11 protein-coding genes are annotated in these 18,234 nt (G+C 66.6%); 8 read left to right on the top strand and 3 right to left on the bottom strand.

Annotated elements, in window-relative coordinates:
* Positions 1–10: 10 nt before the first annotated feature.
* From AAAZ40_RS07230 to bioB, 8 genes are all read left to right on the top strand, one after another.
* A complete protein-coding gene (locus AAAZ40_RS07230; RefSeq protein WP_476659734.1) occupies positions 11–4,846 on the top strand; it encodes an AAA domain-containing protein in 4,836 nt (1,611 codons plus the stop codon).
* 145 nt (positions 4,847–4,991) lie between these two features.
* Positions 4,992–7,595, top strand: a complete 2,604-nt coding sequence (clpB, locus tag AAAZ40_RS07235; RefSeq protein ID WP_476659735.1) for an ATP-dependent chaperone ClpB — start codon at positions 4,992–4,994, stop codon at positions 7,593–7,595.
* 123 nt (positions 7,596–7,718) lie between these two features.
* The gene (locus tag AAAZ40_RS07240) at positions 7,719–9,650 is read left to right on the top strand and encodes a propionate--CoA ligase (RefSeq protein ID WP_476659736.1); all 1,932 of its coding nucleotides are present in this window, start codon (positions 7,719–7,721) and stop codon (positions 9,648–9,650) included.
* 58 nt (positions 9,651–9,708) lie between these two features.
* Positions 9,709–10,083, top strand: a complete 375-nt coding sequence (locus tag AAAZ40_RS07245; RefSeq protein ID WP_476659737.1) for an ArsR/SmtB family transcription factor — start codon at positions 9,709–9,711, stop codon at positions 10,081–10,083.
* A 26-nt stretch (positions 10,084–10,109) separates the two neighbouring features.
* The gene (bioA, locus tag AAAZ40_RS07250; RefSeq protein ID WP_476659738.1) at positions 10,110–11,513 is read left to right on the top strand and encodes an adenosylmethionine--8-amino-7-oxononanoate transaminase; all 1,404 of its coding nucleotides are present in this window, start codon (positions 10,110–10,112) and stop codon (positions 11,511–11,513) included.
* Complete coding sequence (locus AAAZ40_RS07255) at positions 11,479–12,759, top strand: 8-amino-7-oxononanoate synthase (protein WP_476659739.1); 1,281 nt, start codon at positions 11,479–11,481, stop codon at positions 12,757–12,759. Before bioA ends, AAAZ40_RS07255 begins: the two co-directional genes overlap by 35 nt.
* Positions 12,756–13,511 carry a dethiobiotin synthase gene (gene bioD, locus AAAZ40_RS07260; RefSeq protein ID WP_476659740.1) on the top strand — a complete coding sequence of 252 codons (756 nt, stop codon included), beginning with the start codon at positions 12,756–12,758 and terminating at the stop codon, positions 13,509–13,511. The genes AAAZ40_RS07255 and bioD overlap by 4 nt, the downstream gene beginning before the upstream one ends.
* Positions 13,512–13,542: 31 nt before the next feature.
* Positions 13,543–14,655, top strand: a complete 1,113-nt coding sequence (gene bioB / locus AAAZ40_RS07265) for a biotin synthase BioB (protein WP_476659741.1) — start codon at positions 13,543–13,545, stop codon at positions 14,653–14,655.
* Here bioB and rsxB read toward each other — a convergent pair.
* From rsxB to AAAZ40_RS07280, 3 genes are all read right to left on the bottom strand, one after another.
* The gene (rsxB, locus tag AAAZ40_RS07270; protein WP_476659742.1) at positions 14,640–15,386 is read right to left on the bottom strand and encodes an electron transport complex subunit RsxB; all 747 of its coding nucleotides are present in this window, start codon (positions 15,384–15,386) and stop codon (positions 14,640–14,642) included. The genes bioB and rsxB overlap by 16 nt on opposite strands.
* Positions 15,379–16,785, bottom strand: a complete 1,407-nt coding sequence (locus AAAZ40_RS07275; protein WP_476659743.1) for a polyhydroxyalkanoate depolymerase — start codon at positions 16,783–16,785, stop codon at positions 15,379–15,381. The genes rsxB and AAAZ40_RS07275 overlap by 8 nt, the downstream gene beginning before the upstream one ends.
* Before the next feature lie 156 nt (positions 16,786–16,941).
* Entirely contained in the window at positions 16,942–18,138 is a 1,197-nt protein-coding gene (locus AAAZ40_RS07280; protein WP_045535802.1) for an amino acid aminotransferase, read from the bottom strand.
* Positions 18,139–18,234: the final 96 nt, after the last annotated feature.

Here is an 18,234-nt window from a genome sequence, read left to right on the forward strand (position 1 = left end):
GGGCAAGACCATGAACGATGCTACAAGAACCAAGGTGCGGCAGCTCTACAGCTTCCTGAAAGAGGTGAACCAGCTGCGTTTCCGACCGGTCCGATCAATCGGCGAGCAGCCCAAGACGATCCGGCTTGCAGAGATGCCTGCCCATGAGTCGATCCGGTTCACACGCCCGGTGCTCGACGACAGCCCCCAAGAAATCTCCGATATTCTCATTCGGGTCAGGCGCCCGAACCTCACGCGTTGCCCGAAGCCGCCTGCGACCGTTGAGCCTTGGCTGCTGCCAGGCTGGGACGATCCGGCCAAGCCTGCCAACGTTGCCGACAGCCAAAACATAACCGTCCCGAACGTAGATGGCGAAGGCACGCAGGAGACCATCACTGTCCACTTCGAGGACGACGAGGAGCGCTTGGCCGATTGGGAGGCTTGGGTGGCCGCGCGCGACGCATGGGCCGCTCCGGAGCGCGCCGCTCGCCGGGCCATGTGGTTCTTCGAGGCTTTCTATGACATCCACTCGACGCTTGAGAAGGATGGGGAGCAACTGGAATTGCTCGCCGCCGACGGTCGTCTGTCATGGCGTACCGTTTCTGACGAGGATGGCGAGGTGTCGATCGACCATCCGATATTGCTCAAGCGGGTTGAACTTCGGTTCAATCCGAACGTCCCCGAGTTCACCATTCATGAGGCGGAGCGCGAGCCCGAGCTGTACGTCTCCCTTTGTCTTGACCTGAAAGAAGTCGAGCCGGTCGCCATCCGCAACCGCAAAAGCGAGCTCGATGCTTCCAGTTGCCATCCATTCGGATGGGGCGACACGGAAGCGTTCCTGCGCGCCTTCATCCAAACGGTTTCGCCGCTGAACGGCGAGTTCCTCGACGCGCCGGGCGGTTCCCCGAGCGAGGTGCCAAGGCTTTGGCGCGATCCCATGTTGGTGCTGCGCAAGCGGGTATTCGGGATCGCCAACGCAGTTGACGCCATCCTCGACGACATCGACAGCCGGGAGCTGTTCCCGCCTGCCCTGGGCCAGATCACTGGGACGGAGGCGACGTCGCCAGGCGCAGACTTGGGCGACTCGCTCGCTTGCGAGGAAACTGCAGCTCGCGCCGCAGTTGCACCCGCTATCCATGACGACGACATCCTTCTGGCCAAAGAGGCCAACGCGGAACAGTTGCAGATCATCCGCCGGCTGGCGCGTAGTGGCTCCGTCATCGTGCAGGGGCCGCCGGGGACTGGTAAGACGCACACGATCGGCAACCTGATCGGCCACTTGCTCGCTCAGGGCAAGTCCATCCTCGTGACTGCGCAGACGGCCAAGGCCCTGCGGGTATTGCGCGACAAGGTGCCGGAGACGCTGCGCCCGCTGTGCGTTTCGGTGCTTGGCAGCGACCACAAAGAGCGGGGCCAGATCGAATTGTCGATCGGCTCGATCAGCGAGCGGCTCACCAGCGACACCGCCGAGACGCTGACTGGCAAAGCGCAGACCTTGGCCGAAGAACGCCGCAAGCTGCTTTCCACGTCGCGGGAGCTCGCCCACAAGCTCAAGGAGGCGTTGGAAAACGAATACCGGGAAATACCGGTCGGCGGCAAGCGCTACGCACCTTCCGACGCGGCCAAGTTCGTGGCAGCCAACGAAGCCGAACATTCCTGGTTGCCGTCTCCGGTAAAGCTGGGTGCCGACATCGCTCTCACGGAGGAGGAGCTTGTTCGCCTCTATGCCTTGGGTGCGACCCACACGGCCCAAGAGGAGCGAGACGCCCGCTGCCCGCTGCCAGACCTCGCGGCGCTGCCTTCGGAGCGCCAGTTCCGGGTCATGGTTGCCGAGCACCGCGATTTGCTCACGCGCGACATCTCCGAAGGTGCCGACCTCTGGCGGCAGACAAACGGAGCAAGCGCCGAATTGGAGGAGATCGCCAAGGAGTTTGCAGCCGAGTTTTCCGACGATCTGCTTCGTCAAGCATGGCGGCCACATGCCATCGTTGCTGGCTTGCGCGGCGGCTCAGAACGTGAGGCGTGGGAGCTGCTCGTTGCGTCCATCGAGAGGGCCGCCGAGGCCAACGGAAAACACGTACTGGTTTTGCACCATCGCCCGCGACTTTCTGAATCCATGCCGGTCCAAAAGCAGTTGCAAGTGACGACCGAGATCAGGGAGCACTTGTCTGGCGGCGGTAAGCTCGGTTTCTTGCATCTCATGACTCGCTCGGAATGGCGTCAGCTCATCAAGACGGTTTCGGTAACAGCAGGGCAGCCCAAGCATCCTGATCACTTCGACGCCATCGGTCGGCTCGCTGGCTTGGAGGCCGCCAGGCTCGAATTGGAGGACCTTTGGAACGCCCTCGTTGGGGCCCGATCTGGCGCTGTGTTTGCCTCCTTGGCACCGGCCCCCGAGTTGTCTTGCCGGGCGTTGATCCCGGAAATACGGCGCTGCCTCGACTGGCATTCCAAGGTGTGGGAGCCTCTGGCTGCCAAGCTCAAAGCCGCAGGCCTGAAGCTCGACGAATTGCTCGCCGCGCAGCCACGCGAGGCGAGCCCGACCTTTGAATATCTGCTCATGGAGCGGCTTGCCTGCGGAATGTTGCCGCAGTTGCTGGCAAATGAGGTAGCCCGACGCAGGCTGAGGGAATGCGAGGTTTGGTTCGAGCGCCTCGCCACCCTCTCGGCCCAAGTGGACCCTTCGGCCCCTGACCTTGGCTGTACCGGCAGGCTTGTGGCGGCGGCCCGCTCGCTCGACCTGGAAGGCTACACGTCGGCATTGGAATACGCGCGGCGCTTGCATTCGGTCAAGCCACTTGTCGAGGAGCGCGACGCCTTGCTCGCAAAGATGCGGCTTTTCGCGCCGGGCTGGGCCGAGCAGATCGCGCATCGCGTCCGGCCGCATGACGGCGGGTCCATTCCCGGCGACTACAAGACGGCATGGACATGGCGCCAGCTCCATGATGAACTCGCTGAACGGGACAAACTCGACGCCCACGATCTTCAACACGAGATCGACAAAACCCGAAACACCCTGCGCCAAATCACGCAATCGCTCATTGAGTGCAAGGCGTGGGGCAGGCAGCTCGAGAGGTTGCAAGGGAACCACGCTGTCCGCCGAGCTCTGGTCGGCTGGCTGGACACTACCAAGCGCCTGGCACACACAAAAAAGGCGGACAAGCACCAGACTTTGCTGTCAGAGAGTCGTAAACTGATGGTTCGCTGCTCTGAAGCGGTACCCGTTTGGATCATGCCGATCTCGATCATGGCGGAACGATTCGACCCGCGGACAACGCGCTTTGATGTCGTCATCATCGACGAGGCAAGCCAAGCCGATTTCAACGCCCTGATTCCGGTTTACCTGGGAAAGCAGGTCGTTGTGGTTGGCGACCAAGAGCAGGTCACGCCGCTGGGCGTTGGCAAAAATCAAGCGACTTTGCAGAACTTGATTAAGACCATGTTGCAAGGCATTCCCAACGCGCACCTCTACGACAACCTCTGCTCGATCTACGACATCGGTCGCCAGTCGTTTGGCGACACGGTTCAGCTCGTTGAGCACTTCCGTTGCGTCCCGGAGATCATCGCGTTCAGCAACCAGCTATCCTATGAGGGCAAGATACAGCCGCTGCGCGAGGCGAACTCGACGAACCTCAAGCCCGCCTGTGTCGCGCGCCGGGTGAGTGGCTTTCGCGAGAACGATATCAACAGGAGGGAGGCCGAAGACATCATCGCTACCATCAAGGCAATGATCCGGCATCCGGCCTACGCGGGTAAAACGATAGGCATCATCACCATGATTGGCGATTCGCAGGCCGCCTTGATCCAGACGATGCTTCACAAAGAGATTGATGGCGTCGAGCTGGAGCAGCGCCGCATCCAAGTGGGCATTTCGGGCGAGTTCCAGGGCGACGAGCGCGACGTGATCTTCTTGTCCATGGTCGACAGTTCATCCGATGAGGGGACGCTGAGGATGACAGGCGTCGGTGCCTACGAGCAGACCAAGAAGCGCTACAACGTCGCGGCGAGCCGCGCCCGCGACCAACTTTGGGTTGTGCATTCCTTCGACCCAAACCTGAACCTGAAGTCGGATGATCTGCGCTTTCAGTTGCTGCGCCACGTCAAGGACCCGCAGGCGACTTTACGTGCTTTCGACAGGGAGGAACACAAGACCGAGTCGCCCTTTGAGCGCGAGGTGCTCAAGCGGCTTACAGGTGCTGGCTACCTTGTGCGGACGCAATGGCAGGTTGGCTACTTCAGGATTGACATGGTCGTTGAGGGCGGCGGCAAGCGCCTGGCCATTGAGTGCGACGGCGACCGCTGGCATCCCTTGGACAAGCTCTCAGACGACTTGGAGCGTCAAACCGTTCTGGAGCGCCTTGGCTGGCAGTTCGTCCGCATTCGGGGCAGCGCGTTTTACCGCAACCCGGAGCAGGCCATGCGCCCGGTCTTTGAGCAGCTCGTTGAGTTGGGCATTCCGCAAGAAGCGTTCTCGGCTGCCGAGGCTCCTGCCACCGACATGCACTTGATCCATGAGCTTGACGCCATCATCGCCGAAGGCTTCAAGGAGGAGGAGCAAACTGAGGCGGCGCAGCAGGCCTTGGCTGTGGCGACCGGGCAGGCCGAACTCGATACCGTCGCTTGGCCATCGGGATCAATTGGTTTCGAGCACGGGCAGATTGAGTCGATTCTTGATCGTGCGGGAGGCGTCGCCCCGCTTGAGGTTTTTCTGCGAGAAATGGCGAAGTCAAAGGGTTTCCAGCGGCTGGGCAAGAACGTCCGCAAGGCTTTGCTGGATGAACTCGCCAATCTCACCCGGCAAGGGAAGATCGCTGTCAAAGGCGGACTGATCCGCCTCATCCGATCCTTGGACGATGATGGTGCGTAGTCTGGCATGAGTGGGTGTTTTTAGCAAATCAAAGCCGACCCGATCTGGCCGCCAACGTTGGCGACCAATACGACGGCCGAAGGCTTGAAATCCCACCCCCCAGCCTCAACTGCATCGCATCCGAAACCCTCAGCGAGGCCGCCCCATGCGCATCGACAAACTCACCACCAAACTGCAACAAGCCCTGAGCGAAGCGCAGACGCTGGCCCTTGGGCAAGACCACGCCTACATCGAGCCGGCGCACCTGCTGGCGGTTCTGTTGCGCCAGCCCGATGGCCCCAAGGCGCTGCTGCAGCGCGCCGGCGTCAGCGTGCCGGCGCTGGCCCAGGCCGCCGACGAGGCGCTGGCCAAGTTGCCCTCGGTGCAGGGGCAAGAGCAGGTGCAGGTCGGGCGCGACACCGTCAGCCTGCTGCAGGCGGCGGAAAAGGAGGCCATCAAGCGCGGCGACCAATACGTGGCCAGCGAGCTTTTTTTGCTGGCCCTGAGCGAGAGCAAAATCGCCTTGGCCGACGCCGCGCGCAAGGCCGGCCTGAACCGCAGTGCCTTGCAGGCCGCCATCGACGCCGTGCGCGGTGGCCAGAGCGTTGACAACCCCGAAGCCGAAGGCCAGCGCGAGGCGCTGAAAAAATACACCCTCGACCTCACCGAGCGCGCCCGCGCCGGCAAGCTCGACCCGGTGATCGGGCGCGACGACGAAATCCGCCGCGCCATCCAGGTGCTGCAGCGGCGCAGCAAGAACAACCCGGTGCTGATCGGCGAGCCCGGTGTGGGCAAGACCGCCATCGTCGAGGGGCTGGCGCAGCGCATCGTGGCTGGCGAGGTGCCCGAAAGCCTAAAGGACAAGCGGGTGCTGGTGCTCGATATGGCCGGCCTGTTGGCCGGGGCCAAGTACCGGGGCGAGTTCGAGGAGCGCCTGAAATCGGTGCTCAAGGAGGTGGCCGCCGACGAAGGCCGCATCATCCTGTTCATCGACGAGCTGCACACCATGGTGGGCGCGGGCAAGGCCGAGGGCGCGATCGACGCCGGCAACATGCTCAAGCCGGCGCTGGCGCGCGGCGAGCTGCACTGCATCGGCGCCACCACGCTCGACGAATACCGCAAGTACATCGAAAAGGACGCCGCGCTCGAGCGCCGTTTCCAGCGCGTGCTGGTCGATGAACCCACGGTCGAGGCCACCATCGCCATTCTGCGCGGCCTGCAAGAAAAGTACGAGGTACACCACGGGGTCGAGATCACCGACCCGGCCATCGTCGCCGCCGCCGAACTGAGCCAGCGCTACATCACCGACCGCTTCCTGCCCGACAAGGCGATCGACCTGATCGACGAAGCCGCAGCCAAAATCAAGATCGAGATCGACTCCAAGCCCGAGGCCATGGACCGGCTCGATCGGCGCCTGATTCAGCTCAAGATCGAGCGCGAGGCGGTGCGCAAGGAAAAGGACGAAGCCAGCCAGAAGCGCATGACCCTGATCGAAGAGGAAATCGTCAAGCTCGAGCGCGAGGCCGCCGATCTCGAGGAACTCTGGAAGAGCGAAAAAGCCAGCGCCCAGGGTTCCGACCAGGTGCGCAAGGACATCGAGCAGATCAAGATCCAGATCGAGGACTGGACGCGCAAGGGCGACTTCAACAAGGTCGCCGAACTGCAGTACGGGCGCCTGCCCGAGCTCGAAAAACGCCTGCGCGAGGCCCAGGCCAAGGAAGCCGCCGGCGACGGCAGCGCCAGCGGGCCGCGGCTGCTGCGCACCCAGGTGGGGGCCGAGGAAATTGCCGAAGTGGTGGCGCGCGCCACCGGCATCCCGGTGGCCAAGCTGATGCAGGGCGAGCGCGACAAGCTGCTGCAGATGGAAGACAAGCTGCACCAGCGCGTGGTCGGGCAGGACGAGGCCATCGTGGCCGTGGCCAACGCCATCCGACGCAGCCGCGCGGGCCTGTCCGACCCGAACCGGCCGCTGGGTTCGTTCCTGTTCCTGGGCCCCACCGGCGTCGGCAAGACCGAGCTGTGCAAGGCGCTGGCGGCGTTTCTGTTCGACACCGAGGAACACCTGATCCGCATCGACATGAGCGAGTTCATGGAGAAGCACTCGGTGGCGCGCCTGATCGGGGCCCCGCCGGGCTACGTGGGTTACGAGGAAGGCGGCTACCTGACCGAAGCCGTGCGGCGCAAGCCCTACAGCGTGATCCTGCTCGACGAGGTGGAAAAAGCGCACCCGGACGTGTTCAACGTGCTGCTGCAAGTGCTCGACGACGGCCGCCTGACCGACGGCCAGGGGCGCACGGTGGACTTCAAGAACGCCGTCGTCGTCATGACCAGCAACATCGGCTCGCCGCTGATCCAGGCCATGGTCGGGCAAGACCCCGACGACATCAAGGAGGCGGTGTGGGGCGAACTGAAACACCATTTCCGCCCCGAGTTCCTGAACCGCATCGACGAAACCGTGCTGTTCCACGGCCTCGACGCTGGGCACATTGCGCGCATTGCCCGCATTCAGTTGCAGGTGCTCACCGAGCGCCTGGCGCGGCTCGAATTGGGCTTGCAGGTGAGCGAGGCGGCGCTGGCCGAGCTGGCCAAGGTGGGCTTCGACCCGGTGTTTGGCGCCCGGCCGCTCAAGCGCGCGATCCAGCAACGGATCGAAAACCCGCTGTCGCGCCAGATACTCGAAGGGCGCTTTGCGCCCAAGAGCACGGTCGGCGTCGATGTCGATCCGATCCAGGCCCCAGGGCAGTTCCAGTTTGCGCTTCTGGCACCGTGAGGAGGGGGCGGCGCCGTGTCGGGTCGGGCGTCAGGCACACGCAAGCCGTGCGGTCAAAATCGTGAGGTTATGCTTGCCCAGCCGCTCAAGGCAACCGCCGCGTTGACCGCCACAGGAGACCCCATGCCCGCCCGCCACCCCGCCGACGCCACTTCCTCCAGCAGCCGCTACGCCGATTTTTACCGCCGCTCGATCGACGAGCGCGAGGCCTTCTGGGCCGAGCAGGCGCAACTGATCGACTGGCAGCAGCCCTTCGAGCAAGTCTGCGACGCCCGCAACCGGGCATTTGCGCGCTGGTTCGTGGGTGGGCGCACCAATCTGTGCCACAACGCGGTCGATCGGCACCTGGCCGAGCGCGCCGAGCAAAACGCGCTCATCTGCGTTTCGTCCGAAACCGGGGCCGAGCGGGTTTACAGCTACCGCGAGCTGCACGCCGAGGTGCAGCGCATGGCCGCCATCCTGCTCGATCTGGGCGTGCGCAAGGGCGACCGGGTGCTGATCTACATGCCCATGATCGCCGAAGCCGCCTTTGCCATGCTGGCCTGCGTGCGCATCGGGGCCATCCACTCGGTGGTGTTTGGCGGCTTTGCCAGCCACGCGCTGGCCAGCCGCATCGACGACGCGCGCCCAGCCCTGATCGTCAGCGCCGACGCCGGCATGCGCGCCGGCAAGGTGCTGCCCTATCAGCCCCTGCTGGACGACGCGCTGCGCCTGAGCCAGCACCCGCCCAAACAGGTGCTGATGGTCAACCGCGGCCTGGCCGAGCTGCACCCGGTGCCGGGGCGCGATGTGGATTACGCCGCCGCGCGCGAGCGCTGGTTGCACGCCCAGGTGCCGTGCGTGTGGCTCGAGAGCGGCGAGCCGAGCTACATCCTCTACACCAGCGGCACCACCGGCAAGCCCAAGGGCGTGCAGCGCGACACCGGCGGCTACGCGGTGGCGCTGGCGGCCTCGATGCGCCACATCTACCTTGGCGAGCCGGGGCAGACCTTCTTTGCCACCTCGGACATCGGCTGGGTGGTGGGGCACAGCTACATCATCTACGGCCCGCTGCTCTACGGTATGGCGACCCTGATGTACGAGGGGCTCCCGACCCGCCCCGACGCCGGCATCTGGTGGCAGCTGGTGGAAAAATACCGCGTGAGCGTGATGTTCTCGGCCCCCACGGCGGCGCGCGTGCTCAAAAAGCAGGACCCGGCCTACCTGAGCCGCCACGACCTCTCCAGCCTCAAGGCCCTGTTTTTGGCCGGCGAGCCGCTGGACGAGCCCACCGCCAGTTGGATCGGTGCCGCCATCGGCAAACCCATCATCGACAACTACTGGCAAACCGAGACCGGCTGGCCGATTCTGGCGCTGTGCAGCGGCGTCGAACCCACGGCGGTGGGCAAGATCGGTTCGCCGGGGCGCGCCGTCTATGGCTTTGACGTGCGCCTGATCGACGAGCTCACTGGGGCCGACATCACCGAGCCCAACCGCAAGGGCGTGCTGGCCATCGAGGGGCCGCTGCCGCCGGGCTGCCTGCAAACCGTTTGGGGCGACGACGAGCGCTACCTCAAAACCTACTGGTCCAGCATCCAGGGCCGCAGCCTCTACAACACCTTCGACTGGGGCCTGCGCGACGCCGAGGGCTACTACTTCATTCTGGGCCGCACCGACGACGTGATCAACGTCGCCGGCCACCGGCTGGGCACGCGCGAGATCGAAGAGGCCATCGCCAGCCACTCCAACGTGGCCGAGGTGGCGGTGGTGGGCCGCGCCGACGCGCTCAAGGGCCAGGTGGCGGTGGCTTTTGTGGTGCTCAAGAACCCGGCGCTGGCGGCTTCGGCCGAGCAGGCTCGGGAGCAAGAGCAAGCCCTGATGCAGATCGTGGATGCCCAGTTGGGGGCCGTGGCGCGCCCGGCGCGGGTCTGTTTCGTCGCTGCGTTGCCCAAGACGCGCTCGGGCAAGCTGCTGCGCCGCGCCATGCAGGCGGTGTGCGAGGGCCGCGACCCCGGCGACCTGAGCACCATGGACGACCCAGCGGTGTTGCAGCAGATCCGCGATCTGCTGGGCTGAAGGGCCGAGGTTGCGCGGGGTTATCATCTGTCACTCGAGCAACTATCGGTTCATTCTGATGCAAACCCCCATTGAAGCCGCGGCCGGTGCCGACGATGCGCGTGTGTTTGAGCGCGCCGCCGAGTTGTTCGGCATCCTGTCCACGCCCATCCGCCTGCGCATCCTGAGCGCCCTGTGCGAGCAGGAAAAATCCGTGGGTCAACTGCTGACCGAAATCGACACCACCCAGCCCAATCTGTCGCAGCACCTGAACATGCTCTACCGCGCCGGCGTGCTGGCCAAACGCAAAGAGGGCACGCAGGTGATCTACCGCGTGCAGAGCGCGCGTGCCGTCAGCCTGTGCCGCAACGTCTGCACCCAGATCGCGATCGAACTCGATGATCCGCCCTCGGTGCCCTTGGCGCAGCGCCTCACGCCGCCCACCATGCCGTGACGGCGCCGCTGCCCGATCCCACCACCATGCCCAGCCCCCACACCGACTGGCAGCAGCGCAGTCTGGCCAGCGTTTGGCACCCCTGCACCCAGATGCAGCGCGCCGCCGCCGTGCCGCCGCTGGCCGTGGCGCGCGCCAGCGGCCCGTGGCTGCACGACCACGAGGGCCGGCGCTATTTCGACACCAGCAGCAGCTGGTGGGTGAACCTGTTCGGTCACGCCGACCCCGGCATCGGCGCCGCCATCAAGGCCCAGCTCGACGAGCTGCCGCACGTGATGCTCGCCGGCTGCACCCACGCGCCGGCGGTGGAGCTGGCCGAGCGCCTGAGCGCGCGCACCGGCGGCGAGCTCGGGCACCTGTTCTTTGCCAGCGACGGCGCATCGGCGGTGGAAATCGCGCTCAAGATGAGCATGCACCACTGGAGCAACTGCGGCCAGCCGGACAAGCGCGAGTTCGTTTGCCTGCAGGGCGGCTACCACGGCGAGACGCTGGGTGCGCTGGCCGTGACCGACGTGCCGGTGTTTCGCCACGCCTACGCGCCGCTGCTCTATGGCGGCGCGCACCTCGTGCCCACGCCCGATGCGCGCCTGGCGCAGCCGGGTGAGGACGCCGCCGCCGTGGCCGAGCGCGCCGCTGCCGCGCTCGAAGCCCTGCTGGCGCAGCGCCACGCCCACATCGCGGCGCTGATCGTGGAGCCGCTGGTGCAGGGCGCGGCCGGCATGGCCATGCACCACCCGCACTACCTGCGCCGCGCCCGCGCGCTGTGCGAGCGCTACCAGCTGCACCTGATCGCCGACGAAATCGCCGTCGGCTTTGGCCGCACCGGCAGCTTCCTTGCCTGTGAGCAAGCGGGTATCTGGCCCGATCTGCTGTGCCTCTCCAAGGGCATCACGGGCGGCTTCCTGCCGCTGTCGGTGGTGTTGTGCCGCGATGCCGTCTACCGCGCCTTCCTGAGCGACGAGGTGGCGCGCGGCTTCCTGCACTCGCACTCGTACAGCGGCAACGCGCTGGCCTGCCGCGCCGCGCTGGCGGTGCTCGATCGCTTCGAGCAGCGCGATGTGCTGGGCGACAACGCCCGCGTGGCGGCGGTGCTCGATGCGGCACTGGCGCCGCTGGCCCACGACCCGCGCCTCGAGCACCTGCGCCGCTGCGGCATGATCTGGGCTTTTGATGTGCGCGCCGAACACGCGCCGGCGCGCTTTGCCGAGCGCCTGCACCTGGTCGGGCGCCAGCACGAGCTGCTGCTGCGCCCGATCGGGCGCACCGTCTATCTGATGCCGCCCTACGTGCTCGACGCGGCGCTGGCGCGCTGGCTGGGCGCGCGCCTGATCGAGACCCTGAACGAGACGTTGAACCCTGCGGCGGCTGCCGACTCCGGCGCCGCACCACCCCCCGATGCTGATCGCACACCTGAACCGTCGGTTGCTTGAACTCGACGCCGCGGCGCTGCGGCGGCGCCTGCGCATCCAGACCACTCCGTGCCAGCCGCAGCTGCAGGTGCTGGGGGCCGAGGCCCCGCTGCTGGCTTTTTGCAGCAACGACTACCTCGGGCTGGCCAACCACCCGGCGCTGGCGCAGGCGCTGGCCGACGGGGCCCGGCGCTGGGGCGTGGGCAGCGGCGCCTCGCATCTGGTGAGCGGCCACACGCAGGCCCATGCGGCGCTCGAAGAACGGCTGGCGGCTTGGGCAGCGGCGCACATTCCGGGCGCGCGCGCGCTGCTCTTTGGCAGCGGTTACGCCGCCAACCTGGCGCTGCTCACGGCCTTGGGCGACGCCTCGAGCACGCTGTTTTGCGACCAGCTCAACCACGCCTCGCTGATCGACGGCGCGCGTCTGTCCAAAGCCGCAGTGCAGCGCTATCCTCATGCCGACCTGGCCGCGCTGGCGCAGCAGTTGCAAAGCTGCAACACGGCGCTCAAACTGATCGTCACCGATGCGGTGTTCAGCATGGACGGCGACCTGGCCGACCTGCCCGCACTGCTGCAACTGGCCGAGCGCCACGATGCCTGGCTGATCGTCGATGACGCACACGGCTTTGGCGTACTGGGCGCGCGCGGACATGGCAGCCTGGAGCACTTTGGGCTGCGCAGCGAGCGCCTGATCTATATGGGCACGCTGGGCAAGGCGGCGGGCGTCTATGGGGCTTTCGTGGCTGCGCACCCCAGCATCGTCGAGTGGCTGCTGCAGCGCGGCCGCACCTACATCTACACCACGGCGCTGCCGCCCGCGCTGGCGCAGGCCCTGCAAAGCAGCCTGGATCTGATCGAAGGCGCCGAAGGCACCGCGCGCCGCGCACACCTCGAGGCCCTGATCGGGCGCTGGCGCGCCGGCGTGCAAGCCTTGCTGGCGCCCATGGAGCGCGGGCCGGGCGGGGAGGGTGTTCGAGGCGCTCGGGTTGGGCCTGATGGGCAAGGCGCCACCGGGGCGCCGTTGCGGCCGCACCTGCTCGAGTCGCGCACCCCGATCCAGCCGCTGATCGTCGGCGATAATGCACGCGCGCTGAGCCTGGACGCCGCCTTGCAGGCCCGCAGCCTGCGCGTGCCGGCCATTCGCCCGCCCTCGGTGCCCGAGGGCAGCGCGCGCCTGCGGCTGACCTTCAGCGCCAGCCACACGCAGGCCGAACTCGACCGTTTGTTGGCGGCACTGGCCGCGTGTTTGCAGGAACTGCCCTCATGACCCTCCCACCCACCCCGGGCCAGCCGCTGAAAGGCTGCTTCGTCACCGGCACCGACACCGAAGTCGGCAAGACCCGCGTCAGCGCCGGCTTGCTGCACTGGCTGGGCGCGCAAGGCCTGCGCGCCGCCGGCTACAAACCGGTGGCCTCGGGCATGGAGCAGGTGGACGGCCGCTGGCTCAACGAAGACGTGCAGACCCTGTGGGCCGCAGGCTCCGGGGTGCGCCCCGAGCAGGTGGGGCCGCTGCAGCTGCGCACCGCTTGCGCCCCGCACATTGCGGCCGCGCTCGAGGGTCGGCAGATCGACTTTGCCACCCTGCGCGACGGCGCCCACGCGCTGGCGCAGCAGGTGGACTGTGTGGTGGCCGAAGGGGCCGGCGGCCTGTGCGTGCCGCTGGGCCCCGACTGGGACAGCTCCGACCTGATGCGCGCCCTCGGCCTGCCGCTGGTGCTGGTGGTGGGGCTGCGCCTGGGCTGCATCAACCACGCGCTGCTCACGGCAGAAGCCATCCGTGCGCGCGACCTGCGCCTGGGCGGCTGGGTGGCCAACACGCTGGACCCCGACATGCCTTTCCTGACCGAGAACATCGCCACGCTGCGGCACGAGTTTGCCCGCCGCCACCAGAGCCCGTGCCTGGGCGTGCTGCCGCGCCTGGCGTCCACGGGCGCGGTGCCCATGGCCCAAGCAGCGGCCACGCACCTGGATGACGCCGCGCTGCGCAGCCTGTTTGGCCTGCCACCCGCGCAGGCCTGAGCCTTACCTTTCCGCCCCACGAACCCACCTCATGAGCACTTGCGCCACCCCGATCGATGTCTCTGCCCTGCGCCGTGCAGGCGGCTCTGCGCCGGGTGCAGACGCCCGCCAGGCGGCCGTTGCCACCACGGCCCAACCCGCCCAAGCGGGCCCAACCGAGACCCCACCGCGTTGGTCGGTGGCCGCCATCGAAGCCCTGTTCGAACTGCCCTTTCTGGACCTGCTGCACCAGGCGCAGCAGGTGCACCGGCAGCATTTCGACCCCAACGCGGTGCAGCTCTCGACCCTGCTGTCGATCAAGACCGGCGGCTGCGCTGAAGACTGCGGCTACTGCCCGCAGTCGGCGCATTTCGATACCGGCGTCGAGGCCAGCAAGCTGCTGCCGCTCGACGAGGTGCTGCAAGCCGCCAGCGCCGCCAAGGCCCAGGGCGCGAGCCGCTTTTGCATGGGCGCGGCCTGGCGCAGCCCCAAAATGCGCGATCTGCAGCGCGTGACCGAAATGGTGCAGGGCGTGCGCGCGCTCGGGCTCGAAACCTGCATGACGCTGGGCATGCTCGAGGCCGAGCAGGCGCAGCAGCTCAAAGACGCCGGCCTCGATTACTACAACCACAACCTCGACAGCGCGCCCGATTTCTACGGCCAGATCATCAGCACGCGCAGCTACCAGGACCGGCTCGACACGCTCGAGCACGTGCGCGCGGCCGGCATCAAGGTCTGCTGCGGCGGCATCGTCGGCATGGGCGAAACCCGGACGCAACGCGCCGGCTTGCTGGCGCAGCTGGCCAACCTCGAACCCTACCCCGAGTCGGTGCCGATCAACAACCTGGTGCCCATGCCCGGCACCCCCTTGGCCGACGCCGCGCCGATCGATCCGTTCGAATTCGTGCGCACCATCGCCGCCGCGCGCATCACCATGCCGCGTGCGCTGGTGCGGCTGTCGGCCGGGCGCGAGCAGATGGACGACGCGCTGCAGGCGCTGTGCTTTGCCGCCGGGGCCAATTCGATTTTTTATGGCGATCGGCTGCTCACCACCGCCAACCCGCAAGCGGCGCGCGACCGCGCCTTGTTTGCCCGCCTGGGGCTGCGCGCGCACGGTGCCGCGCCCGAGGCGCTGCAGCCGGCACCGAATCAAGCCGCTGGTTGATTCCCGCTGCTGAGTGGCCGCTCCTGTGCCCTGGCGGCCTGAGCCGCCCTGGCGCGCGCCAGCGCCGCCTCGATCAGCGCGCGTTTACGCTCCAGCACCACCGGGTCGGTGTGTTTGGAGTGCGCGGGCAGGTCGGCCAGTTTGGCCTCGGCTTTGGCCAGCAGGCGCGCTTGGTGTGCTGCTTCGGTGCGCTGCAGGCGCGCTTGGCGGGCAATGTAGCGCTGGCGGGCTTGCTCGGCTTGCGCCGGGCTCCAGGCGGCCCAGCCGGTGGCCGTGGAGGCCGTGCCGTGGATACCTTGATCGCCTTGAGCGCCATTTGCGGCCGCCACCGGAACCATCTGAATGCAGTCCACCGGGCACACCGGCAGGCACAGATCGCAGCCGGTGCAATAGGCGTCGATTACGGTGTGCATGCGCTTGTGCGCGCCCACGATGGCGTCGGTCGGGCAGGCTTTGAGGCACAGGGTGCAGCCGATGCACCACTGCTCGTCGATCACCGCCACCGTCATGGGGCCCTCGAGGCCGTGGGCCGTGTTCAGCGGCAGGGCGGGGCGGCCCAGCAGGGCGGCCAAGCGCGCCACACCTTCCTCGCCCCCCGGTGGGCACTGGTTGATTTCGGCAGTGCCGGCGGCCAAGGCCTGGGCGTAGCTGCGGCAGTCTGGGTAGCCGCAGCGGCGGCACTGCGTCTGCGGCAACAGCGCATCGAGGCGTTCGACCAGGTTGTCAGCCACCGGCAGCGGGTTTGCGCACCGTGCGCCGGCGTGGGGCGCTGGAGGGTTCGGCGGGGGCGGCAGCGGTCTCATCCGAATCGCCGTCGTCGAGTTCTGCCGCGCCCAAGCGCGCCGCCTCGATGCCCGCGGCCGACTTCGGTTCGTGCTCGACAATAAAGGCCTTGACCACCGGATAGACCTGCTCGCGCCAGCGCCGGCCGCTGAAAATCCCGTAGTGCCCGGCGCCCGGCACCTCGTAGTGGCGCTGCTCCGGGTCTTCGATGCCGGTGCACAGCCCGTGCGCAGCGTGCGTCTGGCCACAGCCCGAGATGTCGTCGAGCTCGCCCTCAATGGTCAGCAAGCCGGTGTGCTTGATGTCTTGCGGGCGCACGCGCTCGAGCGCGCCCTGTTCGTTGCGCACATCCCAAGTGCCGTTGACGAGTTTGAACTCTTGGAACACGGTGTTGATGGTTTCGAGGTAGTAGTGCGCGTCCATGTCGAGCACGGCGTTGTACTCGTCGTAGAACTGGCGGTGTGCTTCGGCGCTCTCGTTGTCGCCCTTGATCAGGTCGCGGAAGTAGTCGTAGTGGCTGCTGGCGTGGCGGTCCGGGTTCATGGCGATAAAGCCGCTGTGCTGCAAAAAACCCGGATAGACGCGCCGCCCAGCGCCGGGAAAGCTCGCCGGCACGCGGTAGATGACGTTGTTCTCGAACCACTCGAAGCTGCGCTGCGCTGCCAGGTTGTTGACCGAAGTGGGTGATTTGCGCGCGTCGATCGGGCCGCCCATCATGGTCATGGACAGCGGCGCGAGTTCGCCCCGGCTGGCCATGAGCGAGACCCCCGCGAGCACCGGCACGGTCGGCTGGCAAACGCTGATGACGTGGCAGTTGCCGTATTTTTGCTGCAGATGGCGAATGAACTCCTGCACATAGTTGACGTAGTCGTCGAGGTGAAAATCGCCTTCGGACAGCGGCACCATGCGCGCGTTCTTCCAGTCGGTGATATAGACCTTGTGCTCGCGCAGCATGGTGCGCACGGTGTCGCGCAGCAGCGTGGCGTAGTGGCCCGACAGCGGTGCCACGATCAGCACCACGGGCTGGGTTTTGAGCCGGGTCAGCGTGGCCGGGTGGTCAGAAAAGCGCTTGAAGCGGCGCAGCTCGCAAAAGGGCTTGTCGATCTCGATGCGCTCGTCGATCGCCACGTGCTGGCCCTCGATGTCCACGTGGCGGATGCCGAACTCGGGCTTTTCGTAGTCCTTGCCCAAGCGGTGCACGAGGTCGTAGGCGGCGGCGATGCGTTGCGCCATCGGCACCTGGCCCAGCGGCGAGAGCGGGTTGGCAAACAACTTGGCGGTCATTTGCGCAAAGTCGGAAAAGGGCTCGATCAGCGAGCGCTGGTTTTCATAAATCTGGTACAGCATCGGCTCACCTCGTAAAAATAGTGCAGTGCAGCACAATATATCAGGCCGCGCTGATTTTGTCCTGACCTTTCAGCGACAACACGGGTGGGCGAGCGACGAAAGCGGCACAAGCAACCACAGAGGGCAGGTTCGAGGGGCGCTTGCATGCGCCAGCCATTAGAGCACCGCGGCAATCGAGCGGCAGACGTAATCGATGTTTTTGCTGTTGAGCGCGGCCACGCACATGCGGCCGGTGTCGGTGCCATAGACGCCGAACTCGCTGCGCAGACGCACCATCTGCTCTTTGCTCAGGCCCGAGTAGCTGAACATGCCGATCTGCTGCGTGATGAAGCCCATGTCGCGCTGCACGCCGGCGGCTTTGAGGCCAGCCACCAGGCGCGCGCGCATCGACTGGATGCGCAGGCGCATCTCGGCCAGTTCGCGCTCCCACAGGGCGCGCAGGGTCGGGTCGTTGAGCACCACGGCCACGATCGCGCCGCCGTGGGTGGGCGGGTTGGAGTAGTTGGTGCGGATCACGAGTTTGAGCTGCGACAGCACGCGCGCCGCTTCGTCCTTGCTCTGGCACAGCACCGACAGCGCGCCCACGCGCTCGCCGTAGAGGCTAAAGCTCTTGGAGAAGCTGGTGGCGACGAAGCAGTCGAGCCCGGATTGGATGAACTTCTGGATCACGGCGCCGTCTTCGGCGATGCCGTGGCCAAAACCCTGGTAGGCCATGTCGAGGAAGGGCGTGTGGCCGCGCGCCTGCAGCACCGCCACCACGCGGTCCCACTGCTCGGGGCTGAGGTCGTAGCCGGTGGGGTTGTGGCAGCAGGCGTGCAACAGCACGATGCTGCCGGGGCTGGCGGCTTGCAGGCTGGCGAGCATACCCTCGAAGTCGATGCCCAGGCGCTTGGCGTCGTAGTAGGCGTAGCTGCCGACGTCGAAGCCGGCGCTGGTAAAGAGGGCGCGGTGGTTCTCCCAGCTCGGGTCGCTGATCAGCACTTGGGCGCCGGGCTTGAGCTTGCGCAGAAAGTCGGCGCCAATTTTGAGCCCACCGGTGCCACCGATGGCCTGCACGGTGGCGATGCGGCCGCTGCGCACGGGCTCGCTGTCGGCGCCAAAGACCAGCGCCTTGACCGCGTTGTCGTAGGCGGCGATGCCGTCGATGGGCAGGTAGCCGCGCGCGGCCGGGTGTTCGAGCATGGCGCGCTCGGCCTGCTGCACGCACTGCAGCAGCGGCAGTTTGCCGTTGTCGTCGTAATAGACGCCCACGCCGAGGTTGACCTTGTGCGGATTGGGGTCGGCGGCAAACTGCTCGTTCAGACCCAGAATCGGGTCGCGCGGGGCCATTTCGACGGCGGCAAAAAGGGACATGGTGGTAGGGGCAGTGGGTTGAGGGTGGCGCGAATTTTACTGCGCTGGGCAGTGGCTGCGGCGCGTGGTTGCGGCGCCGGTGCCTACGGCCCTAGT

Source organism: Serpentinimonas sp. SMBJO2 (assembly GCF_056341105.1).

Coding starts and splice junctions, on each gene's coding strand:
- clpB (WP_476659735.1), top strand. CDS start 4,992: ATGCGCATCGACAAACTCACCACCAAACTGCAACAAGCCCTGAGCGAA.
- bioA (WP_476659738.1), top strand. CDS start 10,110: ATGCCCAGCCCCCACACCGACTGGCAGCAGCGCAGTCTGGCCAGCGTT.
- AAAZ40_RS07240 (WP_476659736.1), top strand. CDS start 7,719: ATGCCCGCCCGCCACCCCGCCGACGCCACTTCCTCCAGCAGCCGCTAC.
- AAAZ40_RS07245 (WP_476659737.1), top strand. CDS start 9,709: ATGCAAACCCCCATTGAAGCCGCGGCCGGTGCCGACGATGCGCGTGTG.
- bioD (WP_476659740.1), top strand. CDS start 12,756: ATGACCCTCCCACCCACCCCGGGCCAGCCGCTGAAAGGCTGCTTCGTC.
- AAAZ40_RS07280 (WP_045535802.1), bottom strand. CDS start 18,138: ATGTCCCTTTTTGCCGCCGTCGAAATGGCCCCGCGCGACCCGATTCTG.
- AAAZ40_RS07275 (WP_476659743.1), bottom strand. CDS start 16,785: ATGCTGTACCAGATTTATGAAAACCAGCGCTCGCTGATCGAGCCCTTT.
- bioB (WP_476659741.1), top strand. CDS start 13,543: ATGAGCACTTGCGCCACCCCGATCGATGTCTCTGCCCTGCGCCGTGCA.
- AAAZ40_RS07255 (WP_476659739.1), top strand. CDS start 11,479: ATGCTGATCGCACACCTGAACCGTCGGTTGCTTGAACTCGACGCCGCG.
- AAAZ40_RS07230 (WP_476659734.1), top strand. CDS start 11: ATGAACGATGCTACAAGAACCAAGGTGCGGCAGCTCTACAGCTTCCTG.